Origin of the sequence: Celeribacter sp. HF31, from assembly GCF_011806455.1 — a bacterium.
Classification (GTDB): Bacteria; Pseudomonadota; Alphaproteobacteria; order Rhodobacterales; family Rhodobacteraceae; genus Celeribacter.
Genome location: NZ_JAATOT010000004.1, coordinates 419,449 through 435,654 on the forward strand (window position 1 = coordinate 419,449; position 16,206 = coordinate 435,654).

Annotated in this window: 19 protein-coding genes and 1 riboswitch; of the genes, 14 read left to right on the forward strand and 5 right to left on the reverse strand. The window is 60.1% G+C overall.

Annotated features, from left to right (window positions below; translation table 11 throughout):
* Window positions 1-2: 2 nt before the first annotated feature.
* Together fabB and fabA are read right to left on the reverse strand one after the other, a co-directional pair.
* Window positions 3-1,232, reverse strand: a complete 1,230-nt coding sequence (fabB, locus tag HCZ23_RS11055; protein ID WP_167601765.1) for a beta-ketoacyl-ACP synthase I — start codon at window positions 1,230-1,232, stop codon at window positions 3-5.
* Window positions 1,233-1,272: 40 nt separating this feature from the next.
* The gene (gene fabA, locus HCZ23_RS11060; protein WP_167601766.1) at window positions 1,273-1,782 is read right to left on the reverse strand and encodes a bifunctional 3-hydroxydecanoyl-ACP dehydratase/trans-2-decenoyl-ACP isomerase; all 510 of its coding nucleotides are present in this window, start codon (window positions 1,780-1,782) and stop codon (window positions 1,273-1,275) included.
* A 207-nt stretch (window positions 1,783-1,989) separates the two neighbouring features.
* Between fabA and irrA the strand changes: the two genes are divergently transcribed.
* From irrA to HCZ23_RS11080, 4 genes are all read left to right on the forward strand, one after another.
* On the forward strand, window positions 1,990-2,424 hold the full coding sequence (gene irrA / locus HCZ23_RS11065) for an iron response transcriptional regulator IrrA (RefSeq protein ID WP_167601767.1): 435 nt from the start codon (window positions 1,990-1,992) through the stop codon (window positions 2,422-2,424).
* A gap of 20 nt (window positions 2,425-2,444) precedes the next feature.
* Window positions 2,445-2,804, forward strand: coding sequence for a hypothetical protein (locus HCZ23_RS11070; RefSeq protein ID WP_167601768.1), 360 nt, complete (start codon window positions 2,445-2,447; stop codon window positions 2,802-2,804).
* On the forward strand, window positions 2,804-3,412 hold the full coding sequence (locus HCZ23_RS11075) for a DNA-3-methyladenine glycosylase I (protein ID WP_167601769.1): 609 nt from the start codon (window positions 2,804-2,806) through the stop codon (window positions 3,410-3,412). The genes HCZ23_RS11070 and HCZ23_RS11075 overlap by 1 nt, the downstream gene beginning before the upstream one ends.
* A 64-nt stretch (window positions 3,413-3,476) precedes the next feature.
* Window positions 3,477-4,148: an FAD-binding oxidoreductase gene (locus HCZ23_RS11080; protein ID WP_167601770.1), complete on the forward strand. Its 672-nt coding sequence runs from the start codon at window positions 3,477-3,479 to the stop codon at window positions 4,146-4,148.
* Between the two features lie 6 nt (window positions 4,149-4,154).
* Here the strand turns inward: HCZ23_RS11080 and HCZ23_RS11085 are convergent, their stop codons facing one another.
* From HCZ23_RS11085 to HCZ23_RS11095, 3 genes are all read right to left on the reverse strand, one after another.
* Window positions 4,155-4,640 (reverse strand): hypothetical protein, encoded by a 486-nt coding sequence (locus tag HCZ23_RS11085; RefSeq protein WP_167601771.1) that lies wholly within the window; start codon window positions 4,638-4,640, stop codon window positions 4,155-4,157.
* Window positions 4,641-4,736: 96 nt separating this feature from the next.
* Window positions 4,737-5,165 carry a peptidylprolyl isomerase gene (locus tag HCZ23_RS11090; protein ID WP_167601772.1) on the reverse strand — a complete coding sequence of 143 codons (429 nt, stop codon included), beginning with the start codon at window positions 5,163-5,165 and terminating at the stop codon, window positions 4,737-4,739.
* A gap of 252 nt (window positions 5,166-5,417) precedes the next feature.
* The gene (locus HCZ23_RS11095) at window positions 5,418-6,281 is read right to left on the reverse strand and encodes a hypothetical protein (protein ID WP_167601773.1); all 864 of its coding nucleotides are present in this window, start codon (window positions 6,279-6,281) and stop codon (window positions 5,418-5,420) included.
* Between the two features lie 230 nt (window positions 6,282-6,511).
* Between HCZ23_RS11095 and miaB the strand changes: the two genes are divergently transcribed.
* From miaB to HCZ23_RS11145, 10 genes are all read left to right on the forward strand, one after another.
* Window positions 6,512-7,861, forward strand: a complete 1,350-nt coding sequence (gene miaB, locus HCZ23_RS11100; protein WP_167601774.1) for a tRNA (N6-isopentenyl adenosine(37)-C2)-methylthiotransferase MiaB — start codon at window positions 6,512-6,514, stop codon at window positions 7,859-7,861.
* A 246-nt stretch (window positions 7,862-8,107) separates the two neighbouring features.
* Window positions 8,108-8,689: an OmpA family protein gene (locus HCZ23_RS11105; RefSeq protein ID WP_368487340.1), complete on the forward strand. Its 582-nt coding sequence runs from the start codon at window positions 8,108-8,110 to the stop codon at window positions 8,687-8,689.
* Between the two features lie 11 nt (window positions 8,690-8,700).
* Window positions 8,701-9,030, forward strand: a complete 330-nt coding sequence (locus HCZ23_RS11110; protein ID WP_167601775.1) for a hypothetical protein — start codon at window positions 8,701-8,703, stop codon at window positions 9,028-9,030.
* Between the two features lie 211 nt (window positions 9,031-9,241).
* Window positions 9,242-10,252 carry a PhoH family protein gene (locus HCZ23_RS11115; RefSeq protein ID WP_167601776.1) on the forward strand — a complete coding sequence of 337 codons (1,011 nt, stop codon included), beginning with the start codon at window positions 9,242-9,244 and terminating at the stop codon, window positions 10,250-10,252.
* A 20-nt stretch (window positions 10,253-10,272) separates the two neighbouring features.
* The gene (ybeY, locus tag HCZ23_RS11120; protein ID WP_167601777.1) at window positions 10,273-10,761 is read left to right on the forward strand and encodes an rRNA maturation RNase YbeY; all 489 of its coding nucleotides are present in this window, start codon (window positions 10,273-10,275) and stop codon (window positions 10,759-10,761) included.
* A 57-nt stretch (window positions 10,762-10,818) separates the two neighbouring features.
* Window positions 10,819-11,766 (forward strand): transporter associated domain-containing protein, encoded by a 948-nt coding sequence (locus HCZ23_RS11125; RefSeq protein WP_167601778.1) that lies wholly within the window; start codon window positions 10,819-10,821, stop codon window positions 11,764-11,766.
* Between the two features lie 3 nt (window positions 11,767-11,769).
* Window positions 11,770-13,284: an apolipoprotein N-acyltransferase gene (gene lnt / locus HCZ23_RS11130; RefSeq protein ID WP_167601779.1), complete on the forward strand. Its 1,515-nt coding sequence runs from the start codon at window positions 11,770-11,772 to the stop codon at window positions 13,282-13,284.
* 37 nt (window positions 13,285-13,321) lie between these two features.
* A riboswitch (SAM-SAH riboswitch) is annotated at window positions 13,322-13,372 on the forward strand.
* Between the two features lie 8 nt (window positions 13,373-13,380).
* Window positions 13,381-14,562 carry a methionine adenosyltransferase gene (gene metK / locus HCZ23_RS11135; RefSeq protein ID WP_167601780.1) on the forward strand — a complete coding sequence of 394 codons (1,182 nt, stop codon included), beginning with the start codon at window positions 13,381-13,383 and terminating at the stop codon, window positions 14,560-14,562.
* A 61-nt stretch (window positions 14,563-14,623) separates the two neighbouring features.
* Window positions 14,624-15,088, forward strand: coding sequence for a preQ(1) synthase (gene queF, locus HCZ23_RS11140; protein WP_167601781.1), 465 nt, complete (start codon window positions 14,624-14,626; stop codon window positions 15,086-15,088).
* A 322-nt stretch (window positions 15,089-15,410) separates the two neighbouring features.
* Window positions 15,411-16,184 (forward strand): tRNA (guanosine(46)-N(7))-methyltransferase TrmB, encoded by a 774-nt coding sequence (locus HCZ23_RS11145; protein WP_167601782.1) that lies wholly within the window; start codon window positions 15,411-15,413, stop codon window positions 16,182-16,184.
* The last annotated feature ends 22 nt before the right edge of the window (window positions 16,185-16,206 follow it).

A 16,206-nucleotide genomic window follows, 5' to 3' on the forward strand; every position in this document is an offset into this window, starting at 1 on the left:
TTTTACCCCAGATATTTCGACAACAACATCGAGCCATTGGTGCCGCCGAACCCAAAGGAGTTGGTCATCACCGTATCGAGCCCTGCATTTTCCACCAGTTTGGTCGCAATTTCACCCTCATGGATCGCGGGATCAAGCGTCTCGACGTTGATCGACGGGATGATGAAATCGTTCTGCAGCGCGAGCAAGCAATAGACGGCCTCTTGCGCGCCGGTGGCGCCCTGTGAGTGGCCGGTCATGGATTTCGTCGAGGAAATCACCGGGGTTTGACCTTCGCCAAAAACACGGCGCACCGCTTCGACTTCGCCCACATCGCCGACCGGGGTCGAGGTGCCATGGGCGTTGATATAGCCGACCTTGCGACCTTCTTCGAGCGACTGAAGTGCGAGGCGCATCGCGCGCTCGCCGCCTTCGCCAGAGGGCGCCACCATATCGGCGCCGTCAGAGGTGGCGGCAAAGCCGGTGACTTCGGCGTAAATCTTGGCACCGCGGGCTTTCGCGTGTTCCAGCTCTTCGAGCACGAGGATCGCACCGCCGCCGGAGATCACGAAGCCGTCACGCTCCGCATCAAACGCGCGCGAGGCTTTTTCCGGCGTGTCGTTGTATTTCGAGGACATCGCGCCCATGGCGTCGAACAGGCAGGACAGGGTCCAGTCCAGTTCCTCGCCGCCGCCCGCGAACATGACGTCCTGCTTGCCCATCATGATCTGCTCAGAGGCCGAGCCGATGCAATGCAGCGAGGTCGAACAGGCCGAGGTGATCGAATAGTTGATGCCCTTGATCTGGTAGGCCGTCGCAAGGTTGGCGGAAATCGTCGAGCCCATGCATTTCGGCACGGCAAAGGGCCCGACACGTTTGGTGGACATGGTCTTGAGCACGGATTGATGCGCGGTCAGCATGGCGGAGGTGGACGGGCCGCCGGAGCCTGCGATCAGACCGGTGCGCGGGTTCACCACGTCGCTCTCTTCGAGACCGGAATCCTGGATCGCCTGTTGCATGGCAATCGCCGCATAGGCCGCACCCGGCCCCATGAAGCGCAGCGCGCGTTTGTCGACATGCTCCTTGATGTCGATGTCCACGGCCCCCGCGATTTGGCTGCGAAAGCCGTATTCCTTCATGTCCTCATTGGCAGTAATGCCGGATTTGCCTGCCTTCAAAGAGGCAAGCACTTCTTCGGCATTGGTGCCGATGGATGAAACGATCCCAAGACCTGTGACGACGACGCGACGCATGGGCGTATTCCTTTTGTTTGAGTTCGACTGTGCCCTGAGATCAGCTCTCGGACAGCGCGACTTTCATATCCTTGACCTGATAGATCACTTCGCCGTCGGCTTCGACGATGCCGTCCGCAACGCCCATGGTCAGGCGGCGGGTCTGGATCGCCTTGGTGAAGTCGATCTTATAGGTCAGCATTTTGCGATCCGGGCGGACCATGCCGGTGAGTTTCACTTCGCCGACGCCAAGCGCATAGCCGCGCCCCTGCCAGCCGCGCCAGCCGAGGTTAAAGCCGGTGAGCTGCCACAGACCATCGAGGCCGAGACAGCCGGGCATGATCGGGTTGCCGGGGAAGTGGCATTCGAAGAACCACAGATCGGGCGTGATGTCGAATTCCGCGATCACGTGACCTTTGCCATGCGCGCCGCCATCGCCGGAGATCTCGGTGATGCGGTCCATCATCAGCATCGGCGGCGCCGGAAGCTGGGCGTTGCCCTCACCGAACAGCTCGCCGGCTGCGCATTTCAAAAGGTCTTCTTTTGTGAAGCTCGTCGGATAATCTGCCATCAGTCTGCGCTCTGCCTTCTACATCTCTTTAAGTCGCACCCCCTCTATCACCCGGTGCCCCGCGCGTGCAAGGCGCAAGAGAAGAGGTCGCATCCAAGGTTTCACGCCATGATATAAGGGTTTTGATCCAAGCTGTAAGGGATTTCCGATTGAATTTCGCATTCCTTTTCCCCTATATTCTCCTCTGTAGCCAGGAAATGAACGCACATGACCCAGATTGCAGACACAGAAATTCGCCGAGGTGAGGCCTGGTTGGCCGGGGGCGGCGTACGCCCGACCCGCCAGCGTGTGGCGCTTGCCACGCTTTTGGTCGGCGACGGACATGACCGCCATGTGACCGCCGAAAGCCTGTTCGAGGCCGCGCAGGATGCGGGCGAAAAAGTGTCTCTGGCCACGGTCTACAACACGTTGCGCGCCTTTTGTCAGGCCGGTCTGATGCAAGAGGTCACGGTCGATGGCTCGCGCAGCTATTTCGACACCAATATGGACGAGCACCCGCATTTCTTCTGGGAAGACAATGGCGAGCTGACCGATGCGCCCTCCGAACAGCTCAAGATCGAACGCTTGCCTGTCGCGCCCGAAGGCATGGAGATCGCCTCCGTCGATGTGGTGATCCGCCTGCGTCCGAAGGCCAAACACTGAGCTTTCCACGATCTGCCCAAATGATGATCGGCGCTGTCCTATGCGCCGTGCCGGGGCTTTGTGTCGCGCAGAGCGTGGGGCAGGGGGGCTTGCCCGTCCGCTTTGATCCTGAGCGCTTCGATGAGGCCTCCGGGGCCGACCAATTCCATGTGTTCTTCACGGATCGTGAGTTGCTGGCCGATGAGACATGGTATGTGGTGGGCCGCTGTCAAACGGCGCCTGAACCTGCCTCTCTGAACGTGGTCGCTTTTGAGCACCTGGCCGACACGACGGTCTATCTCACCTCTTATGGCTATACAGCCGACCGTCAGGTGTGCATCGTCAACCCCGATGACGCCCCGCCTGCCTTTTGGCGCGCGTATGAGAAAAGGACACCTTGATGGTTTTTATCGGTGAAGATGGTGTGAGCCGCTGCACCTGGTGCGCCAGCCACCCGGAGTATATCCGCTACCACGACGAAGAATGGGGCTATCCGGTCTCCGATGACACACGCCTTTTCGAGAAAATCTGTCTCGAAGGCTTTCAGTCCGGCTTGTCGTGGTGGACGATCCTGCAAAAGCGCGAGAACTTTCGTGCCGCTTTCGAGGGCTTCGATTTTCACAAGGTCGCGCACTTCGGCCAAAGCGACATCGAACGCCTGTTGCAGGACAAAGGCATCGTGCGCCACCGCGGCAAGATCGCGGCCACGATCAACAACGCCGCCCGTGCCATCGAAATGCAGGCGGAATTCGGCAGTCTGGCCGCGTTTTTCTGGCGCTATGAGGGCCGCGAAGAGGCGCGGCACATCGAGGGTGTGCCCTCTGTCACCGAGACCTCTAAACGCCTGTCGAAGGATCTGAAAAAGCGCGGCTGGAACTTTGTCGGGCCGACCACCTGCTATGCCTTCATGCAGGCGATGGGGCTGGTGAACGATCATCACCCGGACTGCGCGCATCATGCCAAGGCCGAGGCCCTGCGCGCCGCTTTCACCCCGCCTTCGATAGTCTGAGCGGGCAAATCGGGAACACGGCCCCATGGCCATGCGTTCTTCTTTCAAACGAAAGGAGCACGCTATGAGCACCCTGCTGACACTTGAGAAGAACGAAGCCGTCACCCACGACACGCGCCATCTGGTTTTCACCGCCTCCGAGGAGATCGACATCACCCCCGGTCAGGCCGTGGACATGACCCTGATGCGCGAAGGCTTTCGCGACGAGGCGCGGCCCTTCACGCCGGTGCACAAAGACGGTGACAGGATCGAATTCGTGATCAAAAGCTATCCCGAACATGATGGCGTGACCAAGGAAATCCCGACGCTGCGCAAAGGCGAAATGGTCGAAATCTCAGAGCCTTGGGGCGCGATCCATGACGAAGGCGCAGGCACCTTCATCGCGGGCGGCGCGGGCATCACGCCGTTTTTGGCGATCCTTCACGAACGGCTCGAACGAGACGGAACGCTTCAGGGCTGCACCCTGATTTTCTCGAACAAAACCGAGGCCGACATCATTTGCCGCGAAGAGCTTGAGGCGATGCCGGGGCTCAAGACCGTGTTCACGGTCACGGACCAAAAGACCGCCGATGTCGAGACCGACATGATCGACAAGGCCTTTCTCAAGGACCATCTCGATCCCGAGGCGGGGCCGGTTTACGTCTGTGGGCCGGACAAGATGATCGAAGCGGTCGTCTCCGATCTCAAGGATCTGGGCGTGCCTGAGCCGCAGATCGTGATCGAGCAATTCGACTAAAGCGCGTCACCGGGTGACATGCGCGGCCAGACCTTTGAGCCAGGCCCGCAGCGGCGCCGGGTCAAAAACGGCCAAGGCCGCCAGCTCCTGCGCTGTTTCCGTAAGCTCTGTTTCCCAAGCCTGTCGCTCTGCCGCAACGTCTTCTGGAAGTGGCAGCGCGGCGGCGGCCTTCAGCATCTGGCGCAGCTCCTGAACGTCGCGCATCTGCCGAAAGGCTTCGATCATCGGCCGCGCCAACCGCGGTTGATCGCGCCAAGTCTGCTCGAAAAGGGCCGTGACCTTCTGCCCGGCGCCAAGGCATTCAAATGCGACGCAGCCGCGATAGCCGCTCTCGGGCAATTGCGCATGAATCGCACAGGAAAACCCATCGAGATTGTGGCACGGCAGCCCCGCAGGCTTGTCGTGACCGAACATTTCGCCCGCATCGAACGCCAAAGCCATGCAGCACAGCGCGGCGCAGTTCGAGCAGTCTGAGGCGAACTCTGAAGTCATGCCGCCATTTGACTCCAAACAGCCCTATGATCAATAAAAAAGGCGGCCCGCCCATCGCGCGCCGCCCTGTTTCCTTTGCTGAGCAAATACTCAGCTTTAAACGATTTCCACCAACTCGATGGCAAAGGTCAGGTCTTCACCCGCCAGACGGTGGTTGGCGTCGAGCGTCACTTCCTCGTCGGTGATCTCGACAACCGTGACGGGGATCACCTGACCCTGCGGGCTCTGCATCTGAAGCTGAAGACCGACTTCAAGCGGAATCTCCGCCGGGATCTGCGCGCGCGGCACGGCCTGTTGCGCGTCGGCGTGGCGCTGGCCATAGGCCTCGTCGGCGACGGCGACGATGGTTTTCTTTTCGCCCACGGTCATGCCCGGCAGGTGCTTGTCCATGCCCGGAATGATCTGGCCGGAGCCAACTTCGAATTCCAGCGGGTCGCGGCCTTCGGAGCTGTCGAAGACGGTGCCGTCCGCCAGCGTGCCGGTGTAGTGAATGCGTACTTTGTCGCCCGATTTAACTTCGGTCATGAAGAATCCTAACTGTTCGGGGTGAGTTTTTGGGGCCGCGTCTTTGCGGGTGCCCAATGACGATTGCGCGAAAGGATAAGCAGTGATCTGCGAAATGCAACCCGATGGCGGGAAAAAGCCGTAAGAGTCCTAATAATCGCGAGAGACGCATGTGACGCGTTTTCAGGGAAAACGCTGCCTCACATGCGGGTGTTTTAGAAACCTTGAACAGATTGATAGGGGGGCGCGCGTTTTGGCTGTGCCAAAACGCTCTTAGAACCACTGCCCCGGTTCCATCAGCCCGAGATCCAGCAATTGCTGGCTGTGCCATTCGAACTCTGTCGAGTTGTGCCACATGAAATTGTGGATGTCATAGGTCGACCCCGCGTTGGTTTTCAAAGCTTTGGCGGTGCGAAACGACGCGATGGTGGCGGTCAGGTTATGATGCCAGGGGCAGGCATAGGTGTTGTATTCCTCATCGTTGAACAGATGTTCCTCGCTGAGCTTCAGCCCTTTCTTCGCCTTGAAAATCGCGATCCGGTCGATGCGGCGACGATGCGGCGGCATGTGTTCTTCAAACCGCCACCGGAGCCCGCCGAAAAAGTCGAGCTGGCGCTCTTTTGGATGCCCCTCGGCGTTATTGCGCCCCAAGGCGTAATAGCCGGAGCGGTCGAGATGCGCGTCCTCCAGAGACACCGCATTCGGATGCGCGCTCAGGTCCTCGGCATAGAGATCGGCGACATAGCAAAGCATCGCGTCGCGCCGCTCTTCGGTGTGAAATGTCAGCATGTCCGTGATCGTGCGCGTTTCGCAAAACGGAAAGAACAGGTATTCCGCGTTGTAGCAGTAATACATCCAAATCCCTGGTGCGGCCTCGATCATCCGGTTGACGGCGTCAGACAGCATATTGGGCGCGCGGGTGGCGTAGCGGATGCGATGGATTTTCGCCTCCAACCCCTCCGGCAGGCGCACGTCGTCGGGCGCGAACAAAAGCACCTGTTTGAAGCCCAATGACAGATGATGGCGCAGCGTCGTATCGACCTCGACCAGATCCTCGGCAAAGATCATCGCAATCGGCCCTTTTAGCAGGGCCTCTTTGCCGTCGGTGAGGAATGTGTCGAGGCTGTCGTACCGCATCTGTGTCCTTTGCCGGGGGAATGTCGCCGGTTTCGGTAAAAAATGCATGAAGGGCAGGGGATTGCAAGGATTGTGGAAACAGTCTTTCCGCCTGCCGCCGCGGCTGTCTCTCTTGTGCCGCAGAAAGATGCCTGTGGTCCAAGAGGGGATCGCGGCAAAACCCGTTTGATCCATCCTGCCTGTTGCGGTAGAGAAGCGCCTTAATTCCCAGCATGCGTGGACCCTTCCTCATGGCCGAGACACCGAGCAACACCAAAAAGCTGTTCATCAAGACCTATGGGTGCCAGATGAACGTCTACGACAGCGAACGCATGGCCGAGGCGCTGGGCGGGTCGGGTTACACCGAGGTGTCGTCCCCTGAAGAGGCGGATATGATCTTGCTCAATACCTGCCACATTCGGGAAAAGGCGGCGGAAAAGGTCTATTCAGAGCTGGGCCGCTATAAGGATCTCAAGATTGCCAATCCCGATCTCAAGATCGGCGTGGCGGGTTGCGTGGCCCAGGCCGAGGGCGAAGAGATCATCAAGCGTCAGCCGATGGTGGACCTCGTGGTCGGGCCGCAAAGCTATCACCGCCTGCCGGAGCTTGAGGCCAAGGCGGGGCATGGCGAAAAGGCGCTCGACACGGATTTCCCCGAAGAGGACAAGTTCGAGAAACTGAAATCCCGGCCCAAGGCAAAGCGCGCGCCTGCGGCGTTTCTGACCGTGCAAGAAGGCTGTGACAAATTCTGTGCCTTCTGCGTTGTCCCCTACACGCGCGGGGCCGAAGTCTCGCGGCCTGTGGATCGCGTTCTGACCGAGGCGCGCGATCTGGTCGAGCGCGGGGTGCGGGAGATTACCCTTTTGGGACAGAATGTTAACGCCTATCATGGCGCAGGTGAGGGCGGCGCAGGTCAGTCAACTTGGGGACTTGCGCGTCTCATCCGTGAACTCGCAAAAGTCGACGGGCTGGAGCGCATCCGCTTCACGACTTCGCACCCGAACGACATGGAAGACGACCTGATCGCCGCGCACGGGGATTGCGACAAGCTCATGCCCTATCTGCATCTTCCGGTGCAGTCCGGCTCCGACAAAATCCTCAAGGCGATGAACCGCAAACACACCGCCGAAGAGTACCTCCGTCTGATCGAACGCATCCGCGCCGCACGGCCCGACATCGCCATGTCCGGCGATTTTATCGTCGGTTTCCCGGGTGAGACGGATCAGGATTTCGAGGATACCATGAGCCTCGTGCGGGAAGTGGGCTATGGCTCGGCGTTTTCGTTCAAATACTCGCCGCGTCCGGGCACGCCCGCTGCTGAGAAAGAGGCCAAGATGGTCGACCCGGATGTGGCGTCTGAGCGGCTTTACCGTTTGCAGGAGTTGATCACCCAGCAACAGCGCGCCTTTCAGGACGCGATGGTCGGTCGCGAGGTCTCTGTGCTCTTTGAACGCAAAGGCCGCCTGCCGGGGCAGATGGTCGGAAAATCCGAATATCTTCATGCGGTTCACGTCACCGATGAGGTCGCCGTGGGGAAGATCGGGCGCGTGAGAATCACTGAAAGCGGGCCGAATTCTTTGGGGGGCGTGTTGTTGCGCTGAGGCGTGGCCTTGACCTTCGGGGAAAGGGATTTGCATCGCCTTATGCTCGTGTGGTCAACAATTGCGCGAAATGCGTGATTTCGTTGAGAAATGAGCCACAATATCTGGTTATTTTTCTTCACATGGCCCCAAAGTTTGCTATCCTTTAACCACAATATTGGTGAGTAGGGCGCGGGCAGCCAGTGGCTGCAGGGGCGCATCTGTTATGGGCGGCCCGAAAACGTGAACATTTGGGGGACGGAAGACGTGACCATCGAATTTCTCAAAAAGGGCCGCGCAGGGTTTGCTTTCGCGGCAAGCCTTGGTTTGGCAGTCGCCACCATGGCCACTGCTCCGGTTCAGGCGCAGATGATTTCCGGCACGGTGAATGGCGAACGCTATGCGCCGACGATCTGGATCGACCCGGATGGCTGTGAGCACTGGGTCATGGACGACGGTGTCGAAGGCTACATGGACCTGAAAGTGGACCGTCAGGGCAACCCGACCTGCCATCCGGTGCAAAGCTGTGCCGTGATGAATTCGGATCAACTGTTTGCCACCGACAAATATGCGATCTCTGCTGCGGGCCGCAAACGCCTCACGGATTTCTTTTCTCAGGCGAACGCCACGGCCTATATTATCATCGGTCACACCGACAGCCGCGCCTCTGACGAATACAACATGCGCCTGAGCTACAACCGCGCCAATGCGGTCGCCAAGATCGCGCAAAGCACCGGCGCCCGTATCGCCGATGTGCGGGGCTATGGCGAGCGGATGCCGAAAGCGTCCAACGCGACCGCCGCTGGCATGCAGCAAAACCGCCGCGTCGAAATCATCTGTATCAAATGAGGAGAGAGACGATGAACGTCCTGAAATCCATCGCCCTTCTCGCCGTGCTGGGCTCCACCACCGCCTGTACCGAGGCCATCGTCGGCGAAGCAGGCTATGAGTCGCACAAAAAAGACAAGACCGTGGACCGCGGGTTCGACAGCAAACACTTGTCGACCTTGGTCGCGGGCATTTGGATCGATCCGAACGGCTGTGACCACTGGATCATCGACGACGGTGTCGAGGGCTACCTGTCCCCGCGTGTCGACAAATACGGCAAGCCGGTCTGCTCCGGTGTGGCGGAACCCAACACCGCGATCGGCCCCTATAAAGGCGGCTCGTCTTTCCCTGATCCGGTCTAAGACCGCTCAGGACATGTGTTTTCAACGGCCACTCCATGCGGGTGGCCGTTTTTGTTCGCTTGAGGTCCTGCTTAATTTTCGGGCAGATGTCCAAGGTGTGAGCGACGCGTTTTGCGAAGATTTTGTGTCCCCGCTTGCCAGAACCGCAATCCCTTGGCACCATGAGGTCAGGAACCATCACCAGAGTCGGACCATAACCGGAGAGACATATTTGGGCCTGAGCGCGTTGACACCCCCGAAATCGCAGGACGCAGTCCACGAAACGCTTCTTGAATTCCATGACAACAGGTTGCTGATTGACCTGTGCGGGGAATTCGACCGAAACCTCGCTCAGATCGAGCATAAGCTCGAGGTCCAGATCGTCCGACGAGGCAACATGTTGTCTGTCATGGGCACCGGTTCCGCCCGGGGCCGCGCCGCCGCCGTGTTGCAGGAGCTTTATGGCAAACTCGAAGCCGGGCGCGAGATCGAACCCGGCGACATCGACGGCATGATCCGCATGGGCGAAACGCAGGCGGACAAGGGATTGCCGGGCGACCAGATGGAAATGTTCCGAGGTGGCGAAGTCGAAATCAAGACTCGCAAGAAACTCGTGGAGCCCCGCACAGAGGCGCAAAAGACCTATGTGCAGAACCTGTTCAACAACGAACTGGCTTTCGGCATCGGTCCTGCGGGCACCGGCAAGACCTATCTCGCCGTCGCAGTCGGCGTGAACATGCTGATCAACGGCCATGTCGACAAGATGATCCTGTCGCGCCCTGCTGTGGAGGCCGGCGAGCGTCTGGGTTTTCTGCCCGGCACGCAGGACGAGAAGGTCGATCCCTATATGCAGCCGCTTTACGACGCGCTGAATGATTTCTTGCCCGCCAAGCAGGTGCAGAAAATGCGCGAGGAAAAGACCATCGAGATCGCGCCCCTGGCCTTTATGCGGGGCCGGACTCTGAGCCGTGCCTTCGTGGTTTTGGACGAGGCGCAAAACGCCACCACCATGCAGATGAAAATGTTCCTGACCCGTCTGGGCGAAGGCTCGCGCATGGTGATCACCGGCGACCGTTCTCAGGTCGATTTGCCGCGCGGTGTGCAATCGGGTCTGCGCGACGCCGAACGCATCCTCGCGGGTGTGCCGAACATTTCGTTCAACTACTTCTCGTCGAAAGACGTGGTGCGTCACCCGCTTGTCGCCGCGATCATTGAAGCGTATGAGGCCGACGAAGCGCAATAAGGCGCGATGCGGAGGGCCCCTTGGCCGTGGACGTGATCATCGAAGACCCGTGCTGGGATGAGGCGGGATTGGAAGAGCTGACAGAGCGCGCATTTGCGGCGCTCTGTTCGCATTTGGGGCTGGAGGCGGAGCTCTGCGAAGGCTCGGTGCTGGCCTGTGATGACGCCCGGATCAAACTGTTGAACGCCGATTTTCGCGAGAAGGACAAGGCAACGAATGTGCTGTCCTGGCCCGCTGAGGAACGTGCCACGCCCGGCGCACGCCCGCCGCTGCCGGAAGAGGATTTCGACGGCACCATTGAGTTGGGTGACATCGCGATTTCCTATGACACCTGCGCGCGCGAGGCCCAAGAGGCCGACAAGCCGATGGCGGATCATGTCACCCATTTGATCGTTCATGGTCTGTTACATCTGTTGGGTTATGATCACATATCCGACCAGGATGCCGAAATTATGGAAGGCACAGAGGTCGAAATACTTGCAACCTTGGGGTTGGACGACCCATATTAAGCGAACGGCCGCGTTTCGGCCGCCTCAAATTGAAAGGACGTATGTTGGAAAGGGCACATGGGCGACACTGAGCCTGGGTCTTCTATGGCAGCGCAGAGCGCGCCAACGGACCCCATAAGTAAAACGCAGAGCCACGCGAAGGACACAAAGACCGCCACAGGTGTCAAATCCGAAGGGTGGTTCGATCGCATCAAGGCGGCGTTTTCCTCTAAACCCGTTAAAACCCCGACGATTGCCGACACACCGGCCCCTGCCGCACAGGTTCCGCCTGCGCAGCGCCCGGGCATGGTCAACCTGCGCCGTATGCGCGTGGATGATGTGGCCGTGCCAAAGGCCGAAATCGTCGCTGTTCCCTCCGACATCCGAAAAGAGGATCTGGTTCAGGTCTTTCGCGAAAGCGGCATGACCCGCCTGCCGGTCTACAAAGGCACGCTCGATACGCCCGTGGGCCTCGTGCACCTGAAAGACTTTGCGCTTCAGCATGGCTTTAACGGCAAGGGCGCGGAACGTTTCAACCTCAAGAAAATGCTGCGTCCGCTGATCTACGCGCCGCCCTCCATGCCCATCGGCATCCTGTTGCAAAAGATGCAGTCCGACCGGATGCATATGGCTTTGGTGATCGACGAATACGGCGGTGTGGACGGTTTGGTGACGCTCGAGGATCTGGTCGAACAGGTGATCGGCGAGATTGAGGACGAGCATGACATCGACGAGGATGTGTTCTGGACCCAGACCGCACCCGGCGTTTTCATCGCTCAGGCCAAAGCGCCGCTCGACGAATTCGAGGCCGCGATTGGCCTGCGTCTCGCCGATGAGGAAGAGGACGAGGAGATTGACACGCTGGGCGGCCTGGTCTTTTTGCTCTCGGGCCGTGTGCCCGCGCGTGGCGAAGTGATCCCGCATCCGTCAGGCGCCGCGTTCGAAATCATCGACGCCGACCCGCGCCGGATCAAACGCATTCGCGTGCGTCTGCCCTCCGCCGTCAAACCCAAGACCGAGGTCTAAAATATGGCACAACGCCTGTCCCGTCTGCGGCGCCTGATCACGCCGCCGCGGGCCTTTGCTTTCGGCGCAGGCCTGTTGATCGCTGTCGGGCAGGCGCCTTTGGGCTTATGGCCGGTGGCTCTCATAGGCCTCACCATGGCAGCGATCAGTTGGCACATGGCGCTCACCCCGAAACAGGCCGCTCTGCGCGGCTGGCTTGTCGGACTGGCGACATTTCTGATCTCGCTCAGTTGGATCGTGAATCCCTTTCTGGTCGAACCCTGGCGGCACGGCTGGATGATCCCCTTCGCGCTCTTCTTCATGGCGGGGGGGCTGGCGCTGTTCTGGGCCTTGGCCTTTTTCTTGGCAAAAATACTCAAAACCGGTCTGCCGGGTCTGGCCGCAGTCTGGGGACTGATGGAACTGGCCCGCGGTCATGTCTTTACCGGTTTCCCATGGGCCATGCCCGGCTACATCTGGCTCGACACCCCCATCGCGCAATTGTCCGCCTTCATCGGCCCCTATGCGCTCACCGCGCTGAGTTTCGCTTATACCGCGCTTCTGGCGCATGCGGTTCTTACGCGTTCGCGCAGAGTGGCGGCGCTGGCGGTCGTCTGTTTCATTGCCACATGGGTCGGAGGCGCCTATCGCCTGTCCCAACCGATGCCTCCGGACACCGCGCATAACATCCGCGTGGTCCAACCCAACGCGCCGCAGCATCTCAAATGGGACCCGGATTACATCCCCGTCTTTTACAATCGCGCGCTCGATCTGACCGCGCCCGATGCCTCCGAAGCCCCCGCTGATCTGGTGATCTGGCCGGAGACCTCCGTCGCCGCGCCGCTCTACGCCGCCGGTCCCTATCTGCGCGAGATTGCAGAGGTGGCAGCCCCCGCGCGCGCCATCGTCGGCCTCAACCGAGTCGAAGGGATGCAGGGCTATAACAGCGCCATCCACCTCGATGAGACGGGGCAGGTGATCGAAAGCTATGACAAACATCACCTCGTGCCGTTCGGGGAATATATGCCTTTGCCCTGGCTCTTGGAGCGGATCGGGTTGCGGGCTTTCACCGCGAAGAATGGCTATGGCTATTCCGCCGGTCCCGGCCCGGAGCTGTTCGACACGGGCGCCTTGGGACAGGCCCTGCCATTGATTTGTTACGAGGCGATTTTCCCGCGCGATCTGCGCAGCAAAACCCGCCCCGACTGGCTTTTGCAGATGACCAATGACGCGTGGTTCGGTGAATTTTCCGGGCCGCAACAAGCACTTGCGCAGGCGCGGTTCCGGGCGATCGAGACCGGCTTGCCCATGGTGCGTGCCGCCAACACCGGCGTCTCCGCGCTGATCAATGCGCGTGGCGAGGTCTTGGCGCAAATCCCTCTGGGCACCTCTGGCGCCTTCACCGCGCCGCTGCCCGGAAAGCTCTCCGAGACCCCTTATATGCAGCTTAAAGAAGCGCCCGTTTGGGCTTTATTAATCCTCTTTGTGATATCAGGGTGGGCAAGAACGCGGATGGGGTCCGCCAGAAAAACCGATTGACCCTCCCTCGCGAGCGACTATATCGCATTTTAATCAACGGCCCACACAACGGCTTCCTGACGTGTGGGCGACATAATCCAATGGAGCACGACCCCCATGTCCCGCCAAGACTACGTATTCACCTCGGAATCCGTTTCCGAGGGTCACCCCGATAAGGTGTGCGACCGCATTTCCGATGCCGTCCTCGACGCTTTGATCTCCGAAGAGCCCGAAGCGCGCGTCGCTTGCGAGACATTCGCCACCACGAACCGCGTCGTCATCGGCGGCGAGATCGGCCTGTCCGATCAGGACAAGCTGCGCGGTTACATGGACAAGGTCGATGGCATCGTGCGCGACTGTGTGCGCGACATCGGCTATGAGCAGGACAAATTTCATTGGAACACGCTGGAGGTGACGAACCTCCTGCACGAACAATCTGCTCATATCGCCCAGGGCGTCGATGCTGCGGGCAACAAGGACGAAGGCGCGGGCGATCAGGGCATCATGTTCGGGTTCGCGACCAATGAGACCGAAGCGATGATGCCCGCTCCGATCCAGTTTTCTCACGCCATCCTGCGTCGTCTGGCCGAGGTGCGCAAAAACGGCACCGAGCCGGTGTTGGGCCCGGACGCCAAGGCGCAGCTTTCTGTGCGCTACCAAGGCGGCAAGCCGGTCGAGGTGTCCTCGCTCGTGCTGTCGACCCAGCACCTTGACGAAAATCTGACCTCCGAGGACGTGCGCGCCATCGTCGCCCCCTATATCGAAGAGGTGCTGCCCGAGGGCTGGCTGACCGACAACACGGTCTGGCACGTCAATCCGACCGGTAAATTCGTCATCGGCGGCCCCGATGGCGACGCGGGTCTCACGGGGCGTAAGATCATCGTCGATACCTATGGTGGCGCGGCCCCTCATGGTGGCGGGGCGTTTTCGGGCAAAGATCCGACCAAGGTGGACCGCTCGGCCGCCTATGCCGCGCGCTATCTGGCGAAAAACGTCGTGGCGGCGGGGCTGGCCGACAAGGCTACGATCCAGCTCAGCTACGCCATCGGTGTGGCCGCACCCCTGTCGATCTATGCCGACCTGCACGGTACCGGCAAAGTCGATGAGGCATTGATCGAAGCGGCGATCCCGAAGGTGATGGACCTGACCCCGCGCGGCATCCGCACCCATCTGGCGCTGAACAAACCGATCTACCAACGCACCGCCGCCTATGGCCATTTCGGTCGCGCGCCGGAGGCCGATGGTGGGTTCAGCTGGGAACGTACCGACCTGGCAGAGGCGTTGAACAACGCGGTCTGATCGGCCATAGACAAAAGGGCGGGGTTTCCCGCCCTTTTCGTTTTCGGAGCCAGAGAGAGCCATGGTCAAGACAGACACATCCAGCCTGACACAACTCGGTGGCGCCACCGCCCCGCCAACCTCTCCTGAAGAGGCAGTGCTTGAACGCGTACCGCACACGCACGAAGGCGAACGCTATGTCGCGCGCTTTACCGCGCCCGAGTTCACCTCGCTCTGTCCGATGACCGGCCAGCCGGATTTCGGCCATCTGATGATCGACTACATTCCCGGGAAATGGCTGGTGGAGAGCAAATCGCTCAAGCTCTTCCTCGGCTCTTTCCGCAATCACGGCGCCTTTCACGAGGATTGTTCTGTCTATATCGGCAAGCGCCTGACCGAATTCCTCGATCCTGTTTGGCTGCGCATCGGTGCCTATTGGTATCCGCGCGGCGGCATTCCTATTGACGTGTTCTGGGCCTCCGGGCCGGAGCCGAAAGATGTCTGGATCCCCGATCAGGGCGTGCCGCCCTATCGCGGGCGCGGGTAGGAGACCGTTCGGAGGAGGCCGAGATGCGAGAGACCCTGCGTCCCCCTTTGGTTCTGTGCCCTGGTTCTCTTTGGCCCGATCTTTTCCTGTCGCGCGGGTCTTGGCCCGCCGGTGCCGGTCGGAGAGCTGTTGCATCAACCGGCACATCTGTTTTTCGCGGCCGCCGATTTCCGCGATGCGCGCCGCTGGTATGCTGACCATGGCGGCGGGGCTTTACATGATTCAGCGGGCCTGAGGACGGGTCCGGTCAGTCAGTATTGCTTTCCATTGCTTTCCAGTCTGTTTCTTGGCAAAAGCCCCGCCGTAACACGCGGGGTTTTCCATGTCTGACGATCAACAGCACCAATCAGGAGCCGAAGAAGGTGGTCACACCTCCGGCACACACGAAAGTGGTCACACCTCCGGTGCTCCGTGGCGCAACTTTTATGGCCGTATCCACGGTAAGACGCTCAATCAGGCGCAAAAGGAGTACCTCGAAGAGGACCTGCCCAAACTTGCCCCTGGGCCGGTGACCTGGGACGAAAACCCGGAACGCGAAAAGCTCGACCTGACGGCGCGGTTTGGCGGCAAACCTGTTTGGCTCGAGGTTGGCTTTGGCGCCGGTGAGCACCTCATCCACATGGCGCAGACCTATCCCAATGTGGCGATCATTGGCTGTGAACCCTATGTCAATGGCGTCGCGTCTTGTTTGGGACATATCCGCCGCGTGGGCGGCCTCGACAATGTGGCGATCCACGCAGGCGATGCGCGCGATCTCTTCGATGTGCTGCCCGATGAAAGCCTCGACAAAGCCTTTTTGAACTATCCCGATCCTTGGCCGAAAGCCCGTCACCACCGTCGCCGTTTCGTGACCGCAGAGCACCTCGAGCCGCTTTACCGCGCGCTCAAACCCTGTGCGGAATTCCGCGTGGCGACCGACATTCCGGATTACGTGCGCCAGACCATGGAAGAGGTGCCGCGCGCAGGGTTTGAATGGCTGGGCGAGAGCGCCGAAGATTGGCGCAAGCCGTGGTCGGATTGGTTCTCGACCCGCTACGAGAAAAAGGCGATCCGTGAAGGCCGCAGGCCGCATTACATGACGTTTCGCAAAAACTGACGGAAACATCTGAGTATTTGGG